This is a genomic window from Stenotrophomonas sp. AGC87 (genome assembly GCF_057333975.1).
The window spans coordinates 47,845-65,273 of record NZ_JBHFHW010000009.1; the positions used below are offsets into that span (position 1 = coordinate 47,845).

At 61.8% G+C, this 17,429-nt stretch carries 29 protein-coding genes and 3 tRNA genes; all 32 read left to right on the forward strand.

Going from position 1 to position 17,429, the window contains the following annotated elements; all coding sequences use genetic code 11:
* The first annotated feature begins 9 nt into the window (after positions 1-9).
* Positions 10-1,023, forward strand: coding sequence for an isoaspartyl peptidase/L-asparaginase family protein (locus ACE026_RS03840; RefSeq protein WP_486037965.1), 1,014 nt, complete (start codon positions 10-12; stop codon positions 1,021-1,023).
* A gap of 138 nt (positions 1,024-1,161) precedes the next feature.
* A tRNA-Tyr gene (locus ACE026_RS03845) sits at positions 1,162-1,247 on the forward strand.
* A gap of 28 nt (positions 1,248-1,275) precedes the next feature.
* Positions 1,276-1,349, forward strand: a tRNA-Gly gene (locus ACE026_RS03850).
* 47 nt (positions 1,350-1,396) lie between these two features.
* Positions 1,397-1,472: transfer RNA gene (locus ACE026_RS03855), tRNA-Thr, on the forward strand.
* Between the two features lie 41 nt (positions 1,473-1,513).
* Positions 1,514-2,704, forward strand: a complete 1,191-nt coding sequence (gene tuf, locus ACE026_RS03860; RefSeq protein ID WP_486037967.1) for an elongation factor Tu — start codon at positions 1,514-1,516, stop codon at positions 2,702-2,704.
* A gap of 333 nt (positions 2,705-3,037) precedes the next feature.
* Positions 3,038-3,349, forward strand: coding sequence for a 30S ribosomal protein S10 (rpsJ, locus tag ACE026_RS03865; RefSeq protein WP_010341589.1), 312 nt, complete (start codon positions 3,038-3,040; stop codon positions 3,347-3,349).
* Between the two features lie 11 nt (positions 3,350-3,360).
* The gene (gene rplC / locus ACE026_RS03870) at positions 3,361-4,011 is read left to right on the forward strand and encodes a 50S ribosomal protein L3 (RefSeq protein ID WP_019186145.1); all 651 of its coding nucleotides are present in this window, start codon (positions 3,361-3,363) and stop codon (positions 4,009-4,011) included.
* Positions 4,012-4,023: 12 nt separating this feature from the next.
* Complete coding sequence (rplD, locus tag ACE026_RS03875; protein WP_313217314.1) at positions 4,024-4,629, forward strand: 50S ribosomal protein L4; 606 nt, start codon at positions 4,024-4,026, stop codon at positions 4,627-4,629.
* Positions 4,626-4,925: a 50S ribosomal protein L23 gene (gene rplW, locus ACE026_RS03880; protein ID WP_019186147.1), complete on the forward strand. Its 300-nt coding sequence runs from the start codon at positions 4,626-4,628 to the stop codon at positions 4,923-4,925. Before rplD ends, rplW begins: the two co-directional genes overlap by 4 nt.
* Before the next feature lie 10 nt (positions 4,926-4,935).
* On the forward strand, positions 4,936-5,763 hold the full coding sequence (rplB, locus tag ACE026_RS03885) for a 50S ribosomal protein L2 (protein ID WP_038690292.1): 828 nt from the start codon (positions 4,936-4,938) through the stop codon (positions 5,761-5,763).
* A 6-nt stretch (positions 5,764-5,769) separates the two neighbouring features.
* Positions 5,770-6,039 carry a 30S ribosomal protein S19 gene (gene rpsS, locus ACE026_RS03890; RefSeq protein WP_019186148.1) on the forward strand — a complete coding sequence of 90 codons (270 nt, stop codon included), beginning with the start codon at positions 5,770-5,772 and terminating at the stop codon, positions 6,037-6,039.
* A 12-nt stretch (positions 6,040-6,051) separates the two neighbouring features.
* On the forward strand, positions 6,052-6,387 hold the full coding sequence (rplV, locus tag ACE026_RS03895; RefSeq protein WP_017355410.1) for a 50S ribosomal protein L22: 336 nt from the start codon (positions 6,052-6,054) through the stop codon (positions 6,385-6,387).
* A 17-nt stretch (positions 6,388-6,404) separates the two neighbouring features.
* Complete coding sequence (gene rpsC, locus ACE026_RS03900) at positions 6,405-7,139, forward strand: 30S ribosomal protein S3 (protein WP_019186149.1); 735 nt, start codon at positions 6,405-6,407, stop codon at positions 7,137-7,139.
* Between the two features lie 5 nt (positions 7,140-7,144).
* Complete coding sequence (gene rplP, locus ACE026_RS03905) at positions 7,145-7,558, forward strand: 50S ribosomal protein L16 (RefSeq protein ID WP_019186150.1); 414 nt, start codon at positions 7,145-7,147, stop codon at positions 7,556-7,558.
* On the forward strand, positions 7,558-7,743 hold the full coding sequence (gene rpmC / locus ACE026_RS03910; protein ID WP_019186151.1) for a 50S ribosomal protein L29: 186 nt from the start codon (positions 7,558-7,560) through the stop codon (positions 7,741-7,743). Before rplP ends, rpmC begins: the two co-directional genes overlap by 1 nt.
* Before the next feature lie 11 nt (positions 7,744-7,754).
* Positions 7,755-8,024, forward strand: a complete 270-nt coding sequence (gene rpsQ, locus ACE026_RS03915) for a 30S ribosomal protein S17 (protein ID WP_121042876.1) — start codon at positions 7,755-7,757, stop codon at positions 8,022-8,024.
* A 13-nt stretch (positions 8,025-8,037) separates the two neighbouring features.
* A complete protein-coding gene (gene rplN / locus ACE026_RS03920) occupies positions 8,038-8,406 on the forward strand; it encodes a 50S ribosomal protein L14 (protein ID WP_017355415.1) in 369 nt (122 codons plus the stop codon).
* A gap of 16 nt (positions 8,407-8,422) precedes the next feature.
* A complete protein-coding gene (gene rplX, locus ACE026_RS03925; protein ID WP_017355416.1) occupies positions 8,423-8,740 on the forward strand; it encodes a 50S ribosomal protein L24 in 318 nt (105 codons plus the stop codon).
* 11 nt (positions 8,741-8,751) lie between these two features.
* Positions 8,752-9,294: a 50S ribosomal protein L5 gene (gene rplE, locus ACE026_RS03930; RefSeq protein WP_019186154.1), complete on the forward strand. Its 543-nt coding sequence runs from the start codon at positions 8,752-8,754 to the stop codon at positions 9,292-9,294.
* Between the two features lie 18 nt (positions 9,295-9,312).
* Positions 9,313-9,618, forward strand: a complete 306-nt coding sequence (gene rpsN, locus ACE026_RS03935) for a 30S ribosomal protein S14 (protein WP_121042878.1) — start codon at positions 9,313-9,315, stop codon at positions 9,616-9,618.
* A gap of 241 nt (positions 9,619-9,859) precedes the next feature.
* A complete protein-coding gene (gene rpsH, locus ACE026_RS03940) occupies positions 9,860-10,258 on the forward strand; it encodes a 30S ribosomal protein S8 (protein WP_019186156.1) in 399 nt (132 codons plus the stop codon).
* Between the two features lie 18 nt (positions 10,259-10,276).
* Entirely contained in the window at positions 10,277-10,804 is a 528-nt protein-coding gene (gene rplF / locus ACE026_RS03945) for a 50S ribosomal protein L6 (protein ID WP_259261110.1), read from the forward strand.
* A gap of 32 nt (positions 10,805-10,836) precedes the next feature.
* Positions 10,837-11,190, forward strand: a complete 354-nt coding sequence (rplR, locus tag ACE026_RS03950; RefSeq protein ID WP_123728451.1) for a 50S ribosomal protein L18 — start codon at positions 10,837-10,839, stop codon at positions 11,188-11,190.
* Between the two features lie 158 nt (positions 11,191-11,348).
* Positions 11,349-11,888, forward strand: a complete 540-nt coding sequence (rpsE, locus tag ACE026_RS03955) for a 30S ribosomal protein S5 (protein ID WP_313209665.1) — start codon at positions 11,349-11,351, stop codon at positions 11,886-11,888.
* Entirely contained in the window at positions 11,881-12,072 is a 192-nt protein-coding gene (gene rpmD, locus ACE026_RS03960) for a 50S ribosomal protein L30 (RefSeq protein ID WP_259261111.1), read from the forward strand. The genes rpsE and rpmD overlap by 8 nt, the downstream gene beginning before the upstream one ends.
* A 4-nt stretch (positions 12,073-12,076) precedes the next feature.
* The gene (rplO, locus tag ACE026_RS03965) at positions 12,077-12,520 is read left to right on the forward strand and encodes a 50S ribosomal protein L15 (RefSeq protein WP_019186161.1); all 444 of its coding nucleotides are present in this window, start codon (positions 12,077-12,079) and stop codon (positions 12,518-12,520) included.
* A 3-nt stretch (positions 12,521-12,523) separates the two neighbouring features.
* The gene (gene secY / locus ACE026_RS03970) at positions 12,524-13,879 is read left to right on the forward strand and encodes a preprotein translocase subunit SecY (protein ID WP_019186162.1); all 1,356 of its coding nucleotides are present in this window, start codon (positions 12,524-12,526) and stop codon (positions 13,877-13,879) included.
* Positions 13,880-14,224: 345 nt separating this feature from the next.
* Entirely contained in the window at positions 14,225-14,581 is a 357-nt protein-coding gene (rpsM, locus tag ACE026_RS03975; protein WP_019186163.1) for a 30S ribosomal protein S13, read from the forward strand.
* Positions 14,582-14,593: 12 nt separating this feature from the next.
* Positions 14,594-14,983 carry a 30S ribosomal protein S11 gene (rpsK, locus tag ACE026_RS03980; RefSeq protein WP_017355427.1) on the forward strand — a complete coding sequence of 130 codons (390 nt, stop codon included), beginning with the start codon at positions 14,594-14,596 and terminating at the stop codon, positions 14,981-14,983.
* Positions 14,984-14,997: 14 nt separating this feature from the next.
* Positions 14,998-15,627: a 30S ribosomal protein S4 gene (rpsD, locus tag ACE026_RS03985; protein WP_019186164.1), complete on the forward strand. Its 630-nt coding sequence runs from the start codon at positions 14,998-15,000 to the stop codon at positions 15,625-15,627.
* Positions 15,628-15,680: 53 nt separating this feature from the next.
* A complete protein-coding gene (locus ACE026_RS03990) occupies positions 15,681-16,679 on the forward strand; it encodes a DNA-directed RNA polymerase subunit alpha (protein ID WP_121042890.1) in 999 nt (332 codons plus the stop codon).
* Positions 16,680-16,880: 201 nt separating this feature from the next.
* Positions 16,881-17,267 (forward strand): 50S ribosomal protein L17, encoded by a 387-nt coding sequence (gene rplQ, locus ACE026_RS03995; protein WP_123728453.1) that lies wholly within the window; start codon positions 16,881-16,883, stop codon positions 17,265-17,267.
* Positions 17,268-17,429 lie beyond the last annotated feature (162 nt).

The following is a 17,429-nucleotide window of genomic DNA, read 5'->3' on the forward strand; positions in this document are numbered from 1 at the left end:
TGCCTGCCCATGTCGCGTTCTGCTGTGGTGGTGTTGTCGCTGTGCCTGTCGCTCCCGCTGGCGGCCACCGCCGCCGAGCCGGTGCTGGTCATCCATGGGGGAGCGGGAGTGGAGCGCAAGGATCTCTCGCCCACCGAAGAAAAAGCCGCGCGCGCGGCCCTGCAGCAGGCGCTGTTGAAAGGCCATGCCGCGCTGGCGGCAGGCAGGCCGGCACTGGAAGCCGTTACCGCGGCGATCACCGTGCTCGAGGACGATCCCACCTTCAATGCCGGCAAAGGGGCGGTGTTCACCCACGACGGTCGCAATGAACTGGATGCCTCGCTGATGGATGGCGCCACGCTCAAGGCCGGCGCGGTGGCCGGGGTGCAGCGTGTGCGCAACCCGATCCTGCTCGCCGAAGCGGTGATGCAGCATTCGCCGCACGTGATGATGGTGGGGCAGGGGGCGGAGGCGTTCGCCAGCAACCAGGGCATTCCCCTGGTGGATCCGTCCTACTTCCGCACCGATAAACGCTGGCAGCAGCTGCAGAAGGCACTCAAGGAAGAAGCCAGCGGCCAGGCCCATGCGGACCTGGAAACGGCGCGCCACTTCGGCACGGTCGGCGCGGTCGCACTCGACAAGGACGGCAAGCTCGCCGCGGGCACCTCCACCGGAGGGATGACCAACAAGCGCTATGGCCGTGTGGGCGACTCACCGATCATCGGCGCGGGCACCTATGCCGATGCGGGATGCGCGGTATCGGGCACAGGCTGGGGCGAGTACTACATCCGCACGGCGGCCGCGCACGATATCTGCGCGCGCATGCAGTACCTCAAGCAGGGGCCCATGGAAGCGGGGCGTGCAGTGATCAACGAGCGCATTCCCGCCCTCGGTGGCGATGGCGGTGCGATCGTGCTTGCCGCCGACGGTCGCGCAGCGACGCCGTTCAACACGCAGGGCATGTATCGCGGTTGGATCGGGGCCGATGGCGTGCCACACGTGGCGATCTTCGCCAGCGAAACCCTGCCGTTGCCAGGCCAATAGCCTGTCCCGACAAGGCAATTGCAGATTCGTGTGAAAAATTTCAAAAAGGTTGTTGACAGAGCCCGCGTTTATCCCCAAAATTCACGGCTCTTCCACCCCACACCGAAAACGCTTCGGCGCCACGGGACAGGGTGGTAAGGAGGGATACCCAAGCGGCCAACGGGGGCAGACTGTAAATCTGCTGGCTTACGCCTTCGGTGGTTCGAATCCACCTCCCTCCACCAGTTTCATGTTGTGGCAAGAGCTTCCGATGCGGGAGTAGTTCAATGGTAGAACCTCAGCCTTCCAAGCTGATGGTGCGGGTTCGATCCCCGTCTCCCGCTCCATTGAATGAGTTTGAATATATTCAAATTCGTGCCATAATACAAAACTCGCTCACGTAGCTCAGTCGGTAGAGCACCTCCTTGGTAAGGAGGAGGTCGAAGGTTCGATTCCTTTCGTGAGCACCATCTAAGTGCTACCAATTCAGACGATTTCGAGATAAGCAGCCATGGCCAAGGGTAAGTTCGAGCGCACCAAGCCGCACGTCAATGTCGGCACCATCGGTCACGTTGACCACGGCAAGACCACGCTGACCGCCGCACTGACCAAGATCGGTGCCGAGCGCTTTGGCGGTGAGTTCAAGGACTACTCGTCGATCGACGCCGCGCCGGAAGAAAAGGCGCGTGGCATCACGATCTCGACCGCACACGTCGAATACGAATCCACCGAACGTCATTACGCCCACGTCGATTGCCCGGGCCATGCTGACTACGTCAAGAACATGATCACCGGTGCTGCCCAGATGGACGGCGCGATCCTGGTCTGTTCGGCTGCTGACGGCCCGATGCCGCAGACCCGTGAGCACATCCTGCTCTCGCGTCAGGTCGGCGTGCCGTACATCGTCGTCTTCCTGAACAAGGCAGACATGGTCGATGACGCCGAGCTGCTGGAACTGGTCGAAATGGAAGTCCGCGAGCTGCTGAGCAAGTACGACTTCCCGGGCGATGACACCCCGATCATCTCGGGTTCGGCCCGCCTGGCGCTGGAAGGCGACCAGAGCGAGATCGGCGTGCCGGCCGTGATCAAGCTGGTCGATGCTCTCGACAGCTGGATCCCGACCCCGGAACGCGACATCGACAAGCCCTTCCTGATGCCGGTCGAAGACGTGTTCTCGATCTCGGGCCGCGGCACCGTCGTGACCGGTCGTATCGAGCGCGGCGTGATCAAGGTCGGCGAAGAAATCGAAATCGTCGGTATCCGTCCGGTCCAGAAGACCACCGTCACCGGCGTGGAAATGTTCCGCAAGCTGCTCGACCAGGGTCAGGCAGGCGACAACGCTGGTCTGCTGCTGCGCGGCACCAAGCGTGACGACGTCGAGCGTGGCCAGGTCCTGGCCAAGCCGGGTTCGATCAAGCCGCACACCACCTTCGACGCCGAAGTGTACGTGCTGTCCAAGGACGAAGGTGGCCGTCACACCCCGTTCTTCAAGGGCTACCGTCCGCAGTTCTACTTCCGTACCACCGACATCACCGGCGCTTGCGAACTGCCGGAAGGTGTGGAAATGGTGATGCCGGGTGACAACGTGAAGATGGTTGTCACCCTGATCAACCCGGTCGCCATGGATGAAGGCCTGCGCTTCGCGATTCGCGAAGGCGGCCGTACCGTCGGCGCCGGCGTGGTCTCCAAGATCATCGCGTAATCTGCTAGAATCTGCGCCCCGATGTTGCCTGGGTAGGGCATCGGGGTGTAACCAAACGGGAAAAGAGGCGCAGGATGCTCCTCGTGTTCCCCAGACCAGGAAGGGTCGCGCCATTCAGGCTTTGTCAACAGTGACCCTGTTGACTGCCAACTTGTATGCGCGCTATACTTTTTGTCTGGGCAGATCGGGAGACCGGTCTGCCTCGATTTTTGAGGTCTACGGAAAGATCTTGTCGCCGCGCAGGAATGTGCGGCGTCTGCATTCAGGATATTCATGGGACAAGGCAACCCAGAGGCCTTGTCCGTCGCTCTTTTAACGAAGGAACCCACCGTCATGGCGGACCAAAAGATCCGGATTCGGCTGAAGGCGTTCGATCATCGTTTGATCGACCGTTCGGCCAGCGAGATCGTAGAAACGGCAAAGCGGACCGGCGCGCAAGTGCGTGGCCCGATCCCCCTGCCGACCAAGATCGAGCGTTACACCATTCTCGTCTCGCCGCACGTCGATAAAGACGCGCGTGACCAGTACGAGACCCGCACGCATAAGCGCGTGCTCGATATCGTTGACCCGAACGACAAGACCGTGGACGCGCTGATGAAGCTCGAACTGGCTGCCGGCGTCGACGTTCAGATCAAGCTGACCTGAGGACTACGACCATGACGAAGAAATATTCGTTGGGCTTCGTGGGCCGCAAGGCTGGCATGAGCCGCGTGTTCACCGAAGATGGCCAGGCCATCCCGGTAACCCTGATTGAAGCTACCCCGAACCGCATCGCGCAGATCAAGACCGTCGAAGCTGACGGCTACAGCGCCGTGCAGGTGACCGTCGGCGCGCGTCGCGCTGCCCTGGTCAACAAGCCGGAAGCCGGTCACTTCGCCAAGGCGAAGGTCGACGCGGGCCGTGGCCTGTGGGAATTCCGCGTTGAAGACGCGCAGCTCGGCGATTTCGCCGTTGGCGGCGAAGTCAAGGCGGACATCTTTGAAGTTGGCCAGAAGGTCGACGTCCAGGGTGTCACCAAGGGTAAGGGCTTCCAGGGCACCATCAAGCGCTACAACTTCCGTATGGGCGATGCAACCCACGGTAACTCGCTGTCGCATCGCGCGCCGGGTTCCTTGGGCCAGCGCCAGACCCCGGGTCGCGTTTTCCCGGGTAAGAAGATGTCCGGCCACATGGGTTCGGTGCAGCAGAGCACCCAGAACCTTGAAGTGGTGAAGGTCGATGTCGAGCGTGGTCTGATCGCGATCCGTGGTGCCGTTCCGGGCGCAGCGGGTGGTGACGTGATCGTTCGTCCGGCTAGCAAGGCATAAGGAGAGATGACGATGGAACTCGTTATCACGGGTAGCAACAACAAGGTCTCGGTCTCCGATGCCGTGTTCGGTCGCGATTTCAGCGAAGATCTGGTTCACCAGGTCGTCGTTGCTTACCGCAACGCCGGTCGCGCCGGCACCAAGGCACAGAAGACTCGCTCTGAAGTGGCTGGTACCACCAAGAAGTCGAAGAAGCAGAAGGGCGGCGGCGCGCGTCATGGCGCACTGACGGCTCCGATCTTCATCGGCGGCGGTGTCACCTTCGCGGCCAAGCCGCGCAGCTTCGAGCAGAAGGTCAACCGTAAGCAGTACCGTGCAGCCATGTGCGCGATCCTGTCCGAGCTGAACCGCCAGGGCCGTCTGACCATCGTGGAGTCCTTCGATGTCGAAGCGACCAACACGAAGGCTCTGATCGCCAAGCTGGCCGGCCTGGAAGTGGGCAAGCGTCCGCTGATCGTCACCGAAGATGCTTCCGAGCACCTGTACCTGTCGGCGCGCAACATTCCCTACGTGGAAGTGCGTGACGTGCAGGGCCTGGACCCGGTGTCGCTGGTCGGTGCCGACACGGTCGTCATCACCGCTGATGCGGTCAAGAAGGTCGAGGAGTGGCTGGCATGAGCAGCAACGAAAAAGTCTTCAGCGTGCTGCGCGCTCCGCGAGTCTCCGAAAAGACCGCGCGCCTGCAGGAACATTCCAACCAGTATGTCTTCGAAGTTTCGAACGAAGCCACCAAGGCCGATGTAAAGGCCGCGGTTGAGCAGCTGTTCGACGTCAAGGTCGAGTCGGTCAACGTGCTGAACGTGAAGGGCAAGAACAAGTCCTTCCGTAACCGCACCGGCCGCCGCGGCGATTGGCGCAAGGCGTACGTGCGTCTCGCCGATGGCCAGTCCATCGATGTAACGGCCAAGGCCTGAGGTCCATCCCATGCCATTGATGAAATTCAAACCCACTTCTCCCGGCCGTCGTTCGGCCGTGCGCGTGGTCACGCCCGATCTGCACAAGGGCGCGCCGCATGCTGCGCTGCTGGAGCCGCAGAGCAAGTCCGGTGGTCGTAACCACCACGGCCGCATCACCACCCGTCACGTGGGTGGTGGTCACAAGCAGCACTACCGCGTCATCGACTTCAAGCGCAACAAGGAAGGCATTCCGGCGCGCGTGGAACGCATCGAATACGATCCGAACCGCACCGCCCATATCGCCCTGCTGTGCTACGTCGACGGCGAACGCCGCTACATCATCGCACCGAAGGGCCTGAAGGCCGGTGACCAGGTGATCGCGGGTTCGGATGCGCCGATCAAGACCGGTAACACGCTGCCGCTGCGCAACATCCCGGTCGGTACCACTGTCCACGGCATCGAACTGAAGCCGGGCAAGGGTGCTCAGATCGCGCGTGCCGCCGGCGCTGCCGTGCAGCTCGTCGCTCGTGAAGGTATCTACGCCACCCTGCGCCTGCGCTCGGGTGAAATGCGTAAGGTGCCGGTCGAGTGCCGCGCCACCATCGGTGAAGTCGGTAACGACGAACACAACCTGGAAAAGCTGGGCAAGGCTGGCGCCAAGCGCTGGCGTGGTGTCCGCCCGACCGTTCGTGGTGCTGCCATGAACCCGGTTGACCATCCGCACGGCGGTGGTGAGGCGAAGGCCGGCCAGGGCAACCCGCATCCGGTCACCCCGTGGGGTGTCCCGACCAAGGGTTACAAGACGCGCAAGAACAAGCGCACCCAGCAATTCATCGTCCGCGATCGTAGGGGCTAATCGACCATGGCACGTTCACTCAAGAAGGGCCCGTTTGTCGATCACCACCTCATCAAGAAGGTGGAAGCCGCTGCGGGTAGCAAGAAGCCGATCAAAACCTGGTCGCGCCGTTCGATGATCCTGCCGGAAATGGTAGGCGTCACCATCGCCGTTCATAACGGTAAGAACCACGTTCCGGTGCTCGTCAACGAGAACATGGTCGGCCACAAGCTCGGCGAATTTGCCATCACCCGGACCTTCAAGGGTCACGGTGGTGACAAGAAGTCGGGCAAGTAAGGAGAGATGACAATGGAAGCGAAAGCAATCCTGCGCTCCGCGCGCATCTCTGCGCAGAAAGCCCGCCTGGTCGCTGACCAGGTGCGCGGCCTGCCGGCCGAGCGTGCGGTCAACCTGCTGAAGTTCTCGGACAAGAAGGCTGCCCACCTGATCAAGAAGGTGGTGGAGTCTGCTATTGCAAACGCCGAGAACAACCAGGGCGCCGACGTCGACGAGCTGAAGGTACAGACCATCATGGTAGATGAAGGTCCGACCCTGAAGCGTTTCATGGCGCGGGCGAAAGGCCGCGGCACCCGCATCCTCAAGCGCACCAGCCACATCACTGTGGTTGTGGGCGCCGGCAAGTAAGCGGAAAGGAAAACACCATGGGTCATAAAGTTCATCCGATTGGTATCCGCCTCGGCATTTCCAAGGACTGGAACTCCAAGTGGTACGCCAACAAGGCCGAGTTCGCTGGTTATCTGGCAGCCGACCTGAAGGTGCGGGACATGCTGCGCAAGAAGCTTGCGCAGGCCGGCATCAGCAAGATCCTGATCGAGCGTCCGGCAAAGACCGCTCGCGTGACGATCCACACCGCCCGTCCGGGCGTGGTGATCGGCAAGCGCGGTGAGGACATCGAGAAGCTGCGCAAGGAAGTGAGCGAAATGATGGGCGTCCCGGCGCACATCAACGTCACCGAAGTGCGTAAACCCGAGCTGGACGCACAGCTGGTTGCCGAGTCGATCGCGCAGCAGCTGGAGCGTCGCATCATGTTCCGCCGCGCGATGAAGCGTTCGGTCGGCAACGCGATGCGCCTCGGTGCCCTGGGCATCAAGGTCAACGTCGGTGGCCGCTTGAACGGCGCAGAAATCGCCCGTTCGGAGTGGTACCGCGAAGGCCGCGTGCCGCTGCATACGCTGCGTGCCGACATCGACTATGGCTTCGCTGAAGCCAAGACGACCTACGGCATCATCGGCATCAAGGTCTGGATCTACAAGGGCGAAGTCTTCGATTTCTCCCAGGTTGGCCAGGAAAAGCAGGACGACTCCCCGCGCAACGATCGTAACGATCGCGGCGACCGCGGTGACCGTCCGTCGCGCCCGGCTCGTGAAGCGAGGTAACGACAATGTTGCAACCCAAGCGAACCAAATACCGCAAGGTACACAAGGGCCGTAACGATGGTCTGAGCTGGAGCGGCAACGCTGTCAGCTTCGGCGAATACGGCCTGAAGGCAACCGCTCATGGTCAGCTGACCGCGCGTCAGATCGAAGCGGCTCGCCGCTCGATCAGCCGCTACGTCAAGCGCGGCGGCAAGATGTGGATCCGAGTGTTCCCCGACAAGCCGATCACCAAGAAGCCCATCGAAGTCCGAATGGGTTCTGGTAAGGGCAACGTGGAGTACTGGGTAGCCCAGATCCAGCCCGGCCGCATGATCTATGAAATCGAAGGCGTCGCAGAAGACGTGGCACGTGAGGCGTTCCGCCTGGCTGCCGCCAAGCTCTCCGTGACCACCACTTTCGTGACCCGGACGGTGCTCTGATGGATATCAAACAACTTCGCGAAAAGTCGGCTGACGACCTGAAGAGCCACCTGATCGACCTGCGTAAGGAGCAGTTCTCGCTCCGTATGCAGCAGGTCACTGGCCAGCTGCCGAAGACCCACGAAACCCGCCGGGTTCGCCGCGAGATCGCTCGCGTCAAGACCCTGCTCGGCAGCACCAAGTAAGGATGGCCGCGATGAGCGATAACAACGACAGCAAGACGCTGCGCACGGTCGAAGGCCGTGTCGTCAGCAACAAGATGGACAAGACGGTCACCGTGTTGGTGGAGCGCCTGGTCAAGCACGCCCTGTACGGCAAGTACATCAAGCGTTCGACCAAGCTGCACGCACACGACGCCGACAACACCTGCAACGAAGGTGATGTCGTTCGTGTGACCGAGATTGCTCCGATGTCCAAGACCAAGAACTGGCGCGTGGTGGAAGTCATCACGCGTGCGGTTCAATAAGGAGATCTGACTCATGATCCAGATGCAGAGCTACCTCGAAGTCGCGGACAATTCCGGTGCCAAGGAAGTGATGTGCATCAAGGTGCTCGGCGGCTCCAAGCGCCGCTACGCGCACATTGGCGACATCATCAAGGTCACCGTGAAGGATGCAATTCCGCGCGGCAAGGTCAAGAAGGGTGAAGTGTTCGACGCCGTCGTGGTGCGTACCCGCAAGGGTGTGCGTCGCGCCGACGGTTCGCTGATCCGTTTCGATGCCAACGCCGCGGTCCTGCTCAACAACAAGCAAGAGCCGATCGGTACCCGCATCTTCGGACCGGTGACGCGTGAACTTCGTTCCGAGAAGTTCATGAAGATCGTCTCGCTCGCTCCCGAAGTGCTGTGAGCGACAGGAGATAATCATGGCTAACCGTATCAAGAAGGGCGACCAGGTTGTCGTCAACACCGGCAAGGACAAGGGCAAGCAGGGCGAAGTCGTCCGCGTCGACGGCGATCGTGTGATCGTCGCCAACGTGAACATCGTCAAGCGCCACACCAAGCCGAACCCGCAGGCAGGCGTTGCCGGCGGCGTGGTCGAGCGTGAAGCGTCGATCCATATCTCCAACGTGAATGTGCTGAACCCGGCTTCGGGCAAGGGCGAGCGCGTTGGCTTCAAGGTGCTGGAGGATGGACGCAAACTGCGTGTGTTCCGCTCCAGCGGTGAGGCGCTCGACGCCTGAGGAATGAGCAGATGAATTCCCGTCTCGAAAAGTTTTACAAGGAAGAAGTGGTGCCGGCGCTGATGAAGCAGTTCGGCTACACCAATCCGATGCAGGTTCCGAAGCTGGTCAAGGTCACCCTGAACATGGGTGTCGGCGAAGCAGCCACGAACAAGAAGATCCTGGAAAATGCCGTCGCCGATATGGCCAAGGTCTCCGGTCAGAAGCCGATCGTGACCAAGTCCCGCGTCTCGGTGGCATCGTTCAAGATCCGCGATGGTTGGCCGATCGGCTGCAAGACCACGCTGCGTCGTGAAAAGATGTACGAGTTCATGGACCGTCTGATCAACATCTCGTTGCCGCGCGTGCGCGACTTCCGTGGTGTCTCGGGTCGTTCCTTCGACGGTCGTGGCAACTTCAACATGGGTGTGAAGGAACAGATCATCTTCCCGGAAATCGACTTCGACGCTGTCGACGCGATCCGCGGCATGGATATCGCCATCACCACCACCGCCAAGACCGATGCGGAAGCGAAGGCGCTGCTCGCAGCGTTCAAGTTCCCGTTCCGTAACTGATACGTCGAGGAATCCGAAATGGCAAAGACCTCCATGGTCAACCGCGACCTCAAGCGTGCGAAGCTGGCCGTCAAGTACGCCGGCAAGCGTGAAGAGCTGAAGAAGATCATCTCCAGCGCGACCGCTTCGTACGACGAAAAGGCCGAGGCCGTCATCAAGCTGCAGAAGCTGCCGCGCGATTCGTCGCCGAGCCGTCACCGCAACCGTTGCGAGCTCTCGGGCCGCCCGCGTGGCGTGTACAGCAAGTTCGGCCTGGGCCGTAACAAGCTGCGCGAAGCCACCATGCGTGGTGACGTGCCGGGCCTGCGCAAGGCCAGCTGGTAAGGGATTCGTCCCTTCAACTGCCCGGTGCCTTCACGGCGCAGGGCAGGGGAGAGGGGCCGGTTTTCCGGCTCTGATCCCGGATTAAGGGAGCCCGACGCAAGTCGGGCTCTTTTTGCCGTATACTCCCGCGTCTTGCTCGCCCGCAAGGCGTGAGCAGTGTGTGAAAACGGGCCCTGGCCCATTCCAGGTAGACACAAGATTTTCGCGAAAGCGGATATCGGTGCACTCAAAGGTATCGACTATGAGCATGACTGATCCCATCGCCGACCTGCTGGTACGCATCAAGAATGCGGCCGCGGTTGGCAAGCAGACGGTGAAAGCACCGTCGTCCAAGATCAAGGTGGCAATCGCAGAGGTGTTGAAGGCCGAAGGCTACATCACCGATCTGCGCGTGACCAAGATCGAGAACAACAAGGCCGAGCTTGAAATCGTCCTGAAGTATTTCGAGGGCAAGCCGGTCATCGAGACCCTGAAGCGCTTCTCGCGTTCGGGTCTGCGCCAGTACCGTGGCAAGTCCGAGCTGCCGAAGGTCCTCAACGGCCTGGGTATCTCCATCATCTCCACCTCCAAGGGCATCATGACTGATGCGCAGGCGCGCCAGTTGGGCGTCGGCGGCGAAGTCCTGTGCTTCGTGGCCTAAGGCGAGAAGGAACCAACTATGTCCCGCGTAGCCAAGAAGCCAGTCAACCTGCCCAAGGGCGTTGAACTGAACATCCAGCCGGAATCCGTCAGCGTGAAGGGCCCGAAGGGCACCCTGTCGCTTGCCAAGGTTGCTGGCGTTGAAATCACTGTCGACAACGGCGTTGCCACCCTGGCCGCCAACGATGCCTCGCTGGTCGCCCTCACCGGCACCGTGCGCGCCATCCTGGCCAACATGGTCAAGGGCGTCACCGAAGGCTTCGAGCGCAAGCTTGAGCTGGTCGGCGTCGGTTACCGTGCCGCCATGCAGGGCAAGGATCTGAACCTGTCGCTCGGGTTCTCGCATCCGGTCCTGTTCGTGGCGCCGGAAGGCATCACCATTTCGACCCCGACCCAGACCGAAGTGCTGGTCCAGGGCACCGACAAGCAGCGCGTTGGCGAAGTTGCCGCCAAGATCCGTGGCTTCCGTCCGCCGGAGCCCTACAAGGGCAAGGGTGTGAAGTACGCCGGCGAAGTCATCATTCGTAAGGAAGCCAAGAAGGCCTAATTCAGGTCCTCAGCTTTCCAAGGAAAAAGATCATGAACAAGAACATCGCTCGTCTGCGTCGTGCCAAGTCGACCCGTGCACACATCCGTGTGCTCGGCGTGCCGCGCCTGTCGGTGCTGCGCACCGGTCAGCACCTGTACGCCCAGGTCTTCACCGCCGATGGCTCCAAGGTGCTGGCGTCGGCCAACACCACCCAGGCCGACGTCAAGGAAGGCCTGAAGAACGGCAAGAACAGCGACGCCGCCGTCAAGGTTGGCAAGCTGGTCGCCGAGCGCGCCAAGGCTGCGGGCATCGAGAAGGTCGCTTTCGACCGCTCGGGCTACCGCTACCACGGCCGCATCAAGGCACTGGCTGATGCAGCCCGCGAAGGCGGCCTGCAGTTCTAAGGGATAAGGAAGCGGGGCTGGTCCCCGCTTCCGCCTGCCTGCCGGCGCGGGTTGCGCCGGGCGACGTCCTTCTTCTGCAGGGGCGCTCGATCCACCGCTTCATTTCACAGCTATAAGCGGCATTGAGCCGTACATACTCAATCAATCAAGGAATCAACATGGCAGAAGAACGTCAGCAGCGGGGTCGCGATCGCGATCGCCGCGAAGAGAAAGTCGACGACGGCATGATCGAAAAGCTGGTCGCGGTCAACCGCGTCAGCAAGACCGTCAAGGGCGGTCGCCAGTTCACCTTCACCGCACTGACCGTGGTCGGTGATGGCGCAGGCAAGGTTGGCTTCGGTTACGGCAAGGCGCGTGAAGTGCCGGTCGCCATCCAGAAGTCGATGGAGCAGGCTCGCAAGAACCTGGCCAATGTCGATCTGAACAACGGCACGTTGTGGCACCCGGTGAAGTCCGGTCACGGCGCAGCTCGCGTGTTCATGATGCCGGCCTCCGAAGGTACCGGTGTGATCGCCGGTGGTGCCATGCGCGCCGTCCTGGAAGCCGTTGGCGTCAAGAACGTGCTGGCCAAGGCCGTCGGTTCGCGTAACCCGATCAACCTGGTTCGCGCCACGCTGAAGGGTCTGACCGAAATGCAGTCGCCGGTCCGCATCGCGGCCAAGCGCGGCAAGAAGGTGGAGGATCTCAACCATGGCTAATGACACCGTCAAGACCGTCAAGGTCCGTCTGGTTCGTGGCCTGCGTGGTGCCCAGGCGCGTCATCGCCTGTCGGTGCGTGCGCTGGGCCTGGGTAAGCTGAACGATGTCCGTGAACTGAAGGACAGCCCGCAGGTTCGCGGTCTGATCAACAAGGTCCACTACCTCGTCAAGGTTGAGGAATAATCCAATGACCATGCATCTGAATGAATTGAGCCCGGCACCGGGCGCTCGTAAAGAGCGTACCCGCGTCGGTCGTGGTATCGGCTCCGGCCTGGGCAAGACCTGCGGCCGCGGCCACAAGGGTTCGTTCGCCCGTAAGGGTGGCGGCAAGATCAAGGCGGGCTTCGAAGGCGGCCAGACCCCCATGCAGCGTCGTCTGCCCAAGGTCGGTTTCCGTTCCAAGATCGCCAAGGACACCGCTGAAGTGCTGTCCTACCAGCTTGAGCGTCTGGAAGCTGGCGAGATCGACTTTGCCGCGCTGCGCGCTGCCAAGCTGGTCCCGAGCACCGCTAAGCGTGCCAAGATCGTCATGAAGGGTGACCTGACCAAGGCATTCACCCTGAAGGGCGTCGCTGCAACGGCCAGTGCCAAGGCCGCGATCGAAGCTGCCGGCGGCAGCGTACAGGAGTAAGACATGGCGCAAGCTGGCATTGGTAACCTCGGCGGCGGGCTCGGCAAGTTCACGGAACTCCGCCAGCGACTGCTGTTCGTCATCGGGGCATTGATCGTCTACCGCATCGGCTGTTATGTGCCGGTGCCTGGCGTCAATCCCGATGCCATGCTTGCGCTCATGCAGGCGCAGGGCGGCGGCATCGTGGACATGTTCAACATGTTCTCGGGCGGCGCCCTGCACCGTTTCAGCATTTTCGCGCTGAACGTGATGCCGTACATCTCGGCATCCATCGTGATGCAGCTGGCGGTCCACATCTTCCCCGCATTGAAGTCGATGCAGAAGGAAGGTGAATCGGGTCGTCGCAAGATCACCCAATATTCCCGCATCGGCGCCGTGTTGCTGGCGGTGGTGCAGGGCGGCAGCATTGCGCTGGCGCTGCAGAACCAGGTCTCCCCGGGCGGTGCTCCGGTCGTCTACGCGCCGGGCATGGGCTTCGTGCTCACCGCCATCGTCGCGTTGACCGCCGGTACCATCTTCCTGATGTGGGTCGGTGAGCAGGTCACCGAGCGCGGCATCGGCAACGGTGTGTCGCTGATCATCTTCGCCGGCATCGTGGCCGGCCTGCCGGGCGCGGTCATCCACACCGTGGAAGCCTACCGCGACGGCAACATGAGCTTCATCGCCCTGCTGCTGATCGTGCTGGTGGTGCTGGCCTTCACCTACTTCGTGGTGTTCGTCGAGCGCGGCCAACGCCGCATCACGGTGAACTACGCACGTCGCCAGGGTGGCCGCAACGCGTACATGAACCAGACCTCGTTCCTGCCGCTGAAGCTGAACATGGCGGGCGTGATCCCGGCCATTTTCGCCTCGAGCATCCTGGCATTCCCGACGACGCTGGCCATGTGGTCCGGCCAGGCCAGTTCGGCCACGTGGCTGCAGAAGGTCGCCAACGCCCTCGGGCCGGGCGAGCCGCTGCACATGATCGTGTTCGCCGCGCTGATCAGTGGTTTCGCGTTCTTCTACACCGCGCTGGTGTTCAACTCGCAGGAAACCGCCGACAACCTGAAGAAGTCGGGCGCGCTGATTCCGGGCATCCGTCCGGGCAAGGCCACCGCCGACTACGTGGATGCCGTGCTGACCCGTCTGACGGCCGCCGGTTCGCTGTACCTGGTGATCGTCTGTCTGCTGCCGGAAATCCTGCGCACCCAGCTCGGCGCCTCGTTCTACTTCGGTGGCACCTCGCTGCTGATCGTGGTGGTGGTGGTGATGGATTTCATTGCCCAGATCCAGGCGCACCTGATGTCGCACCAGTATGAGAGCCTGTTGAAGAAGGCCAACCTGAAGGGCGGCAACCGCGGCGGTTTTGCCCGCGGCTGATTGACCTGTTACACTAGTCTTCTTGTTGCGAAGGCCCTCCGGTTCCCGGACTGGCCTTCCAAATCGAAGGGCGGCCCCTGCAGCGGTTTCGGGTGGGGGTGTGATGTGGTGGTCCCGCGCGGGAGTAGCGCGGGCGGCGGCGAGGGAAACCTCTGCAGTCAACGACATCCGGCGCCGGAGCATGGGCACACTCCCCACGCCGGGTCCATGGAACCTTCAGGTTCCACGGGCTTCCCAGTAAACCGAGACCTTGATAGAATCGCTAGTTCACTTTTTTGATCCATCCTGCCGGATTGGCGCGCCCATGGTGCGCTGTCGGCCATCACTCAGCTGGAGAACCGCGTCATGGCGCGTATTGCAGGCGTCAACCTGCCAGCCCAGAAGCACGTCTGGGTCGGGTTGCAAAGCATTTACGGCATCGGCCGTACCCGTTCGAAGAAGGTCTGCGACGCCGCAGGCGTGACCTCGACCACCAAGATCCGCGATCTGTCGGAGCCGGAAATCGAGCGTCTGCGTCTCGAAGTCGGCAAGTACATCGTGGAAGGCGATCTGCGCCGTGAAATCGGTATCGCGATCAAGCGCCTGATGGACCTGGGCTGCTACCGCGGTCTGCGTCACCGTCGCGGTCTGCCGCTTCGTGGCCAGCGCACCCGTACCAACGCCCGCACCCGCAAGGGCCCGCGCAAGGCGATCAGGAAGTAAGGGACCTAAGAAATGGCTAAGCCCGTCGCTAAGACCAAGAAGAAGATCAAGCGCGTCGTCACTGACGGCGTCGCCCACGTCCACGCTTCTTTCAACAACACCATCGTGACCATCACCGACCGTCAGGGCAACGCTCTGTCGTGGGCGACCTCCGGTGGCGCTGGCTTCCGCGGTTCGCGTAAGTCCACCCCGTTCGCTGCCCAGGTGGCTGCCGAGAAAGCCGGCCGTGCCGCGCTTGACTACGGCGTCAAGTCCCTGGAAGTCCGCATCAAGGGCCCGGGTCCGGGTCGTGAGTCGGCCGTGCGCTCGCTGAACAACGTGGGCTACAAGATCACCAACATCATCGACGTGACGCCAATCCCGCACAACGGGTGCCGTCCGCCGAAGAAGCGTCGCGTCTAAAGGAGCGATAAGAAATGGCTCGTTATATCGGTCCTACCTGTAAGCTCGCCCGCCGCGAAGGCGCCGACCTTTCCCTCAAGAGCCCGGCCCGTGCGCTGGACTCCAAGTGCAAGCTGGAGCAGAAGCCCGGCCAGCACGGCGCCACTGCCCGTAAGGGCAAGCTGTCCGACTACGCTACCCAGCTGCGTGAAAAGCAGAAGGTCAAGCGTATCTACGGTCTGCTGGAGCGTCAGTTCCGCAACTACTACAAGAAGGCCTCGACCAAGAAGGGCAACACCGGCGAGAACCTGCTGCAGTTGCTGGAAACCCGTCTTGACAACGTCGTTTACCGCATGGGCTTCGCAGTGACCCGTCCGGCTGCCCGTCAGCTGGTCTCGCACCGCGGTGTCACCGTGAACGGCAAGTCGGTCAACCTGGCTTCGTACCAGGTCAAGGCTGGCGACGCCGTCGCTCTGTCCGAGAAGGCTGCCAAGCAGCTGCGCGTTCAGGAAGCCCTGACCGTGTCCGCTACGCATGACCTGCGTCCGTCGTGGGTTGAAGTTGATTCCGGCAAGTTCGCCGGCATCTTCAAGGCCGTGCCGGATCGTTCGGACCTGCCTGCGGATATCAACGAAGCGCTGATCGTCGAGTTGTATTCGAAGTAATTCACATTGGAGAACCTCCGGTCACACCGGAGGTTCGCAGGAGAACCCGCAACATGACGGTTACCGCCAACCAGGTTCTGCGTCCTCGCGGTCCGCAGATCGAACGCCTTACCGATACCCGCGCCAAGGTCGTCATCGAACCCTTGGAGCGTGGTTACGGGCATACGCTGGGCAACGCCCTGCGTCGCGTGCTGCTGTCGTCCATCCCGGGCTTCGCCATCACGGAAGTCGAAATCGATGGCGTACTGCACGAGTACACCACGCTCGAAGGCTTGCAGGAGGACGTGCTGGAAGTCCTGCTCAACCTGAAGGACGTGGCGATCCGTATGCATACCGGTGACAACGCTACGTTGTCGCTGTCCAAGCAGGGTCCGGGTGTTGTGACCGCTGCTGATATCAAGATTGACCATAACACCGAGATCCTCAATCCGGCTCATGTGATCTGCCATCTCACCAAGGATGTGGCGATCAACATGCGTCTGAAGGTCGAGCGCGGTTTCGGCTACCAGCCTGCTGCTGCTCGTCGTCGTCCGGATGAAGAAACCCGTGCCATCGGCCGCCTGGTCCTGGATGCGTCGTTCTCGCCGGTCCGTCGCGTCGCCTATTCGGTGGAAGCGGCCCGCGTCGAACAGCGTACCGATCTGGACAAGCTGGTGCTGGACATCGAAACCAACGCAACGATCGATGCCGAGGAAGCCGTGCGCACTGCCGCCGACATCCTCAGCGATCAGCTGTCGGTCTTCGGTGACTTCACCCACCGCGACCGCGGTGCGGCCAAGCCGGCCAACAACGGCGTGGATCCGGTGCTGCTGCGCCCGATCGACGATCTGGAGCTGACCGTGCGTTCGGCCAACTGCCTGAAGGCAGAGAGCATCTATTACATCGGCGATCTGATCCAGAAGACCGAAGTGGAGCTGCTCAAGACCCCGAACCTCGGCAAGAAGTCGCTGACCGAGATCAAGGAAGTCCTCGCACAGCGCGGTCTTTCGCTCGGCATGAAGCTGGAGAACTGGCCGCCGGCCGGTGTCGCCCAGCACGGCATGCTCGGCTGATCCAGCGCTACGCAAGATGCTTGACCCCGCACCTTCGGGTGCGGGGGCTTCACCGGCAACACTCCGCACCGACAGGTCGATAGCCTGCGGTGACGGCCAGCCAGGACGGCTGGCACCGGACCATCCGCAGTCCAAGCAGCAACGCCAGGATGGCGACAGCGATACCCAACCGATCCAACATTCACTTCAGGAATCACCGTCATGCGTCATATGAAGTCCGGTCGTAAGTTCAACCGCACCAGCGCCCATCGCGAAGCAATGTTCAAGAACATGGCCGCGTCGCTGTTCAAGCACGAGCTGATCAAGACCACCCTGCCGAAGGCCAAGGAACTGCGCCGCGTTGCCGAGCCGCTGATCACCCTGGCCAAGGTTGATTCGGTTGCCAACCGTCGTCTGGCGTTCGCTCGCCTGCGCGATAACGAAGCCGTCGGCAATCTGTTCACCACCCTGGGCCCGCGTTACGCGACCCGTCCGGGCGGTTACCTGCGTCTGCTGAAGTGCGGTTTCCGCGCTGGCGACAACGCGCCGATGGCCTATGTTGAGCTGGTCGATCGTCCGGCTGCTGTGGCTGAAGCCGTCGAAGAGTAATCTTCGAGCTGTACCTGTTATTCGGTGAAGAACCCGGCCTTGTGCCGGGTTTTTCCGTTTCTGGGGTTTGATGACAACGGCGACGGCGACGGCGACGGCAACGGCAACGGCAACGGCAACGGCAGGAGCATGGCGCTGCGGGTGAGGGTGGGGCGTCGGCGC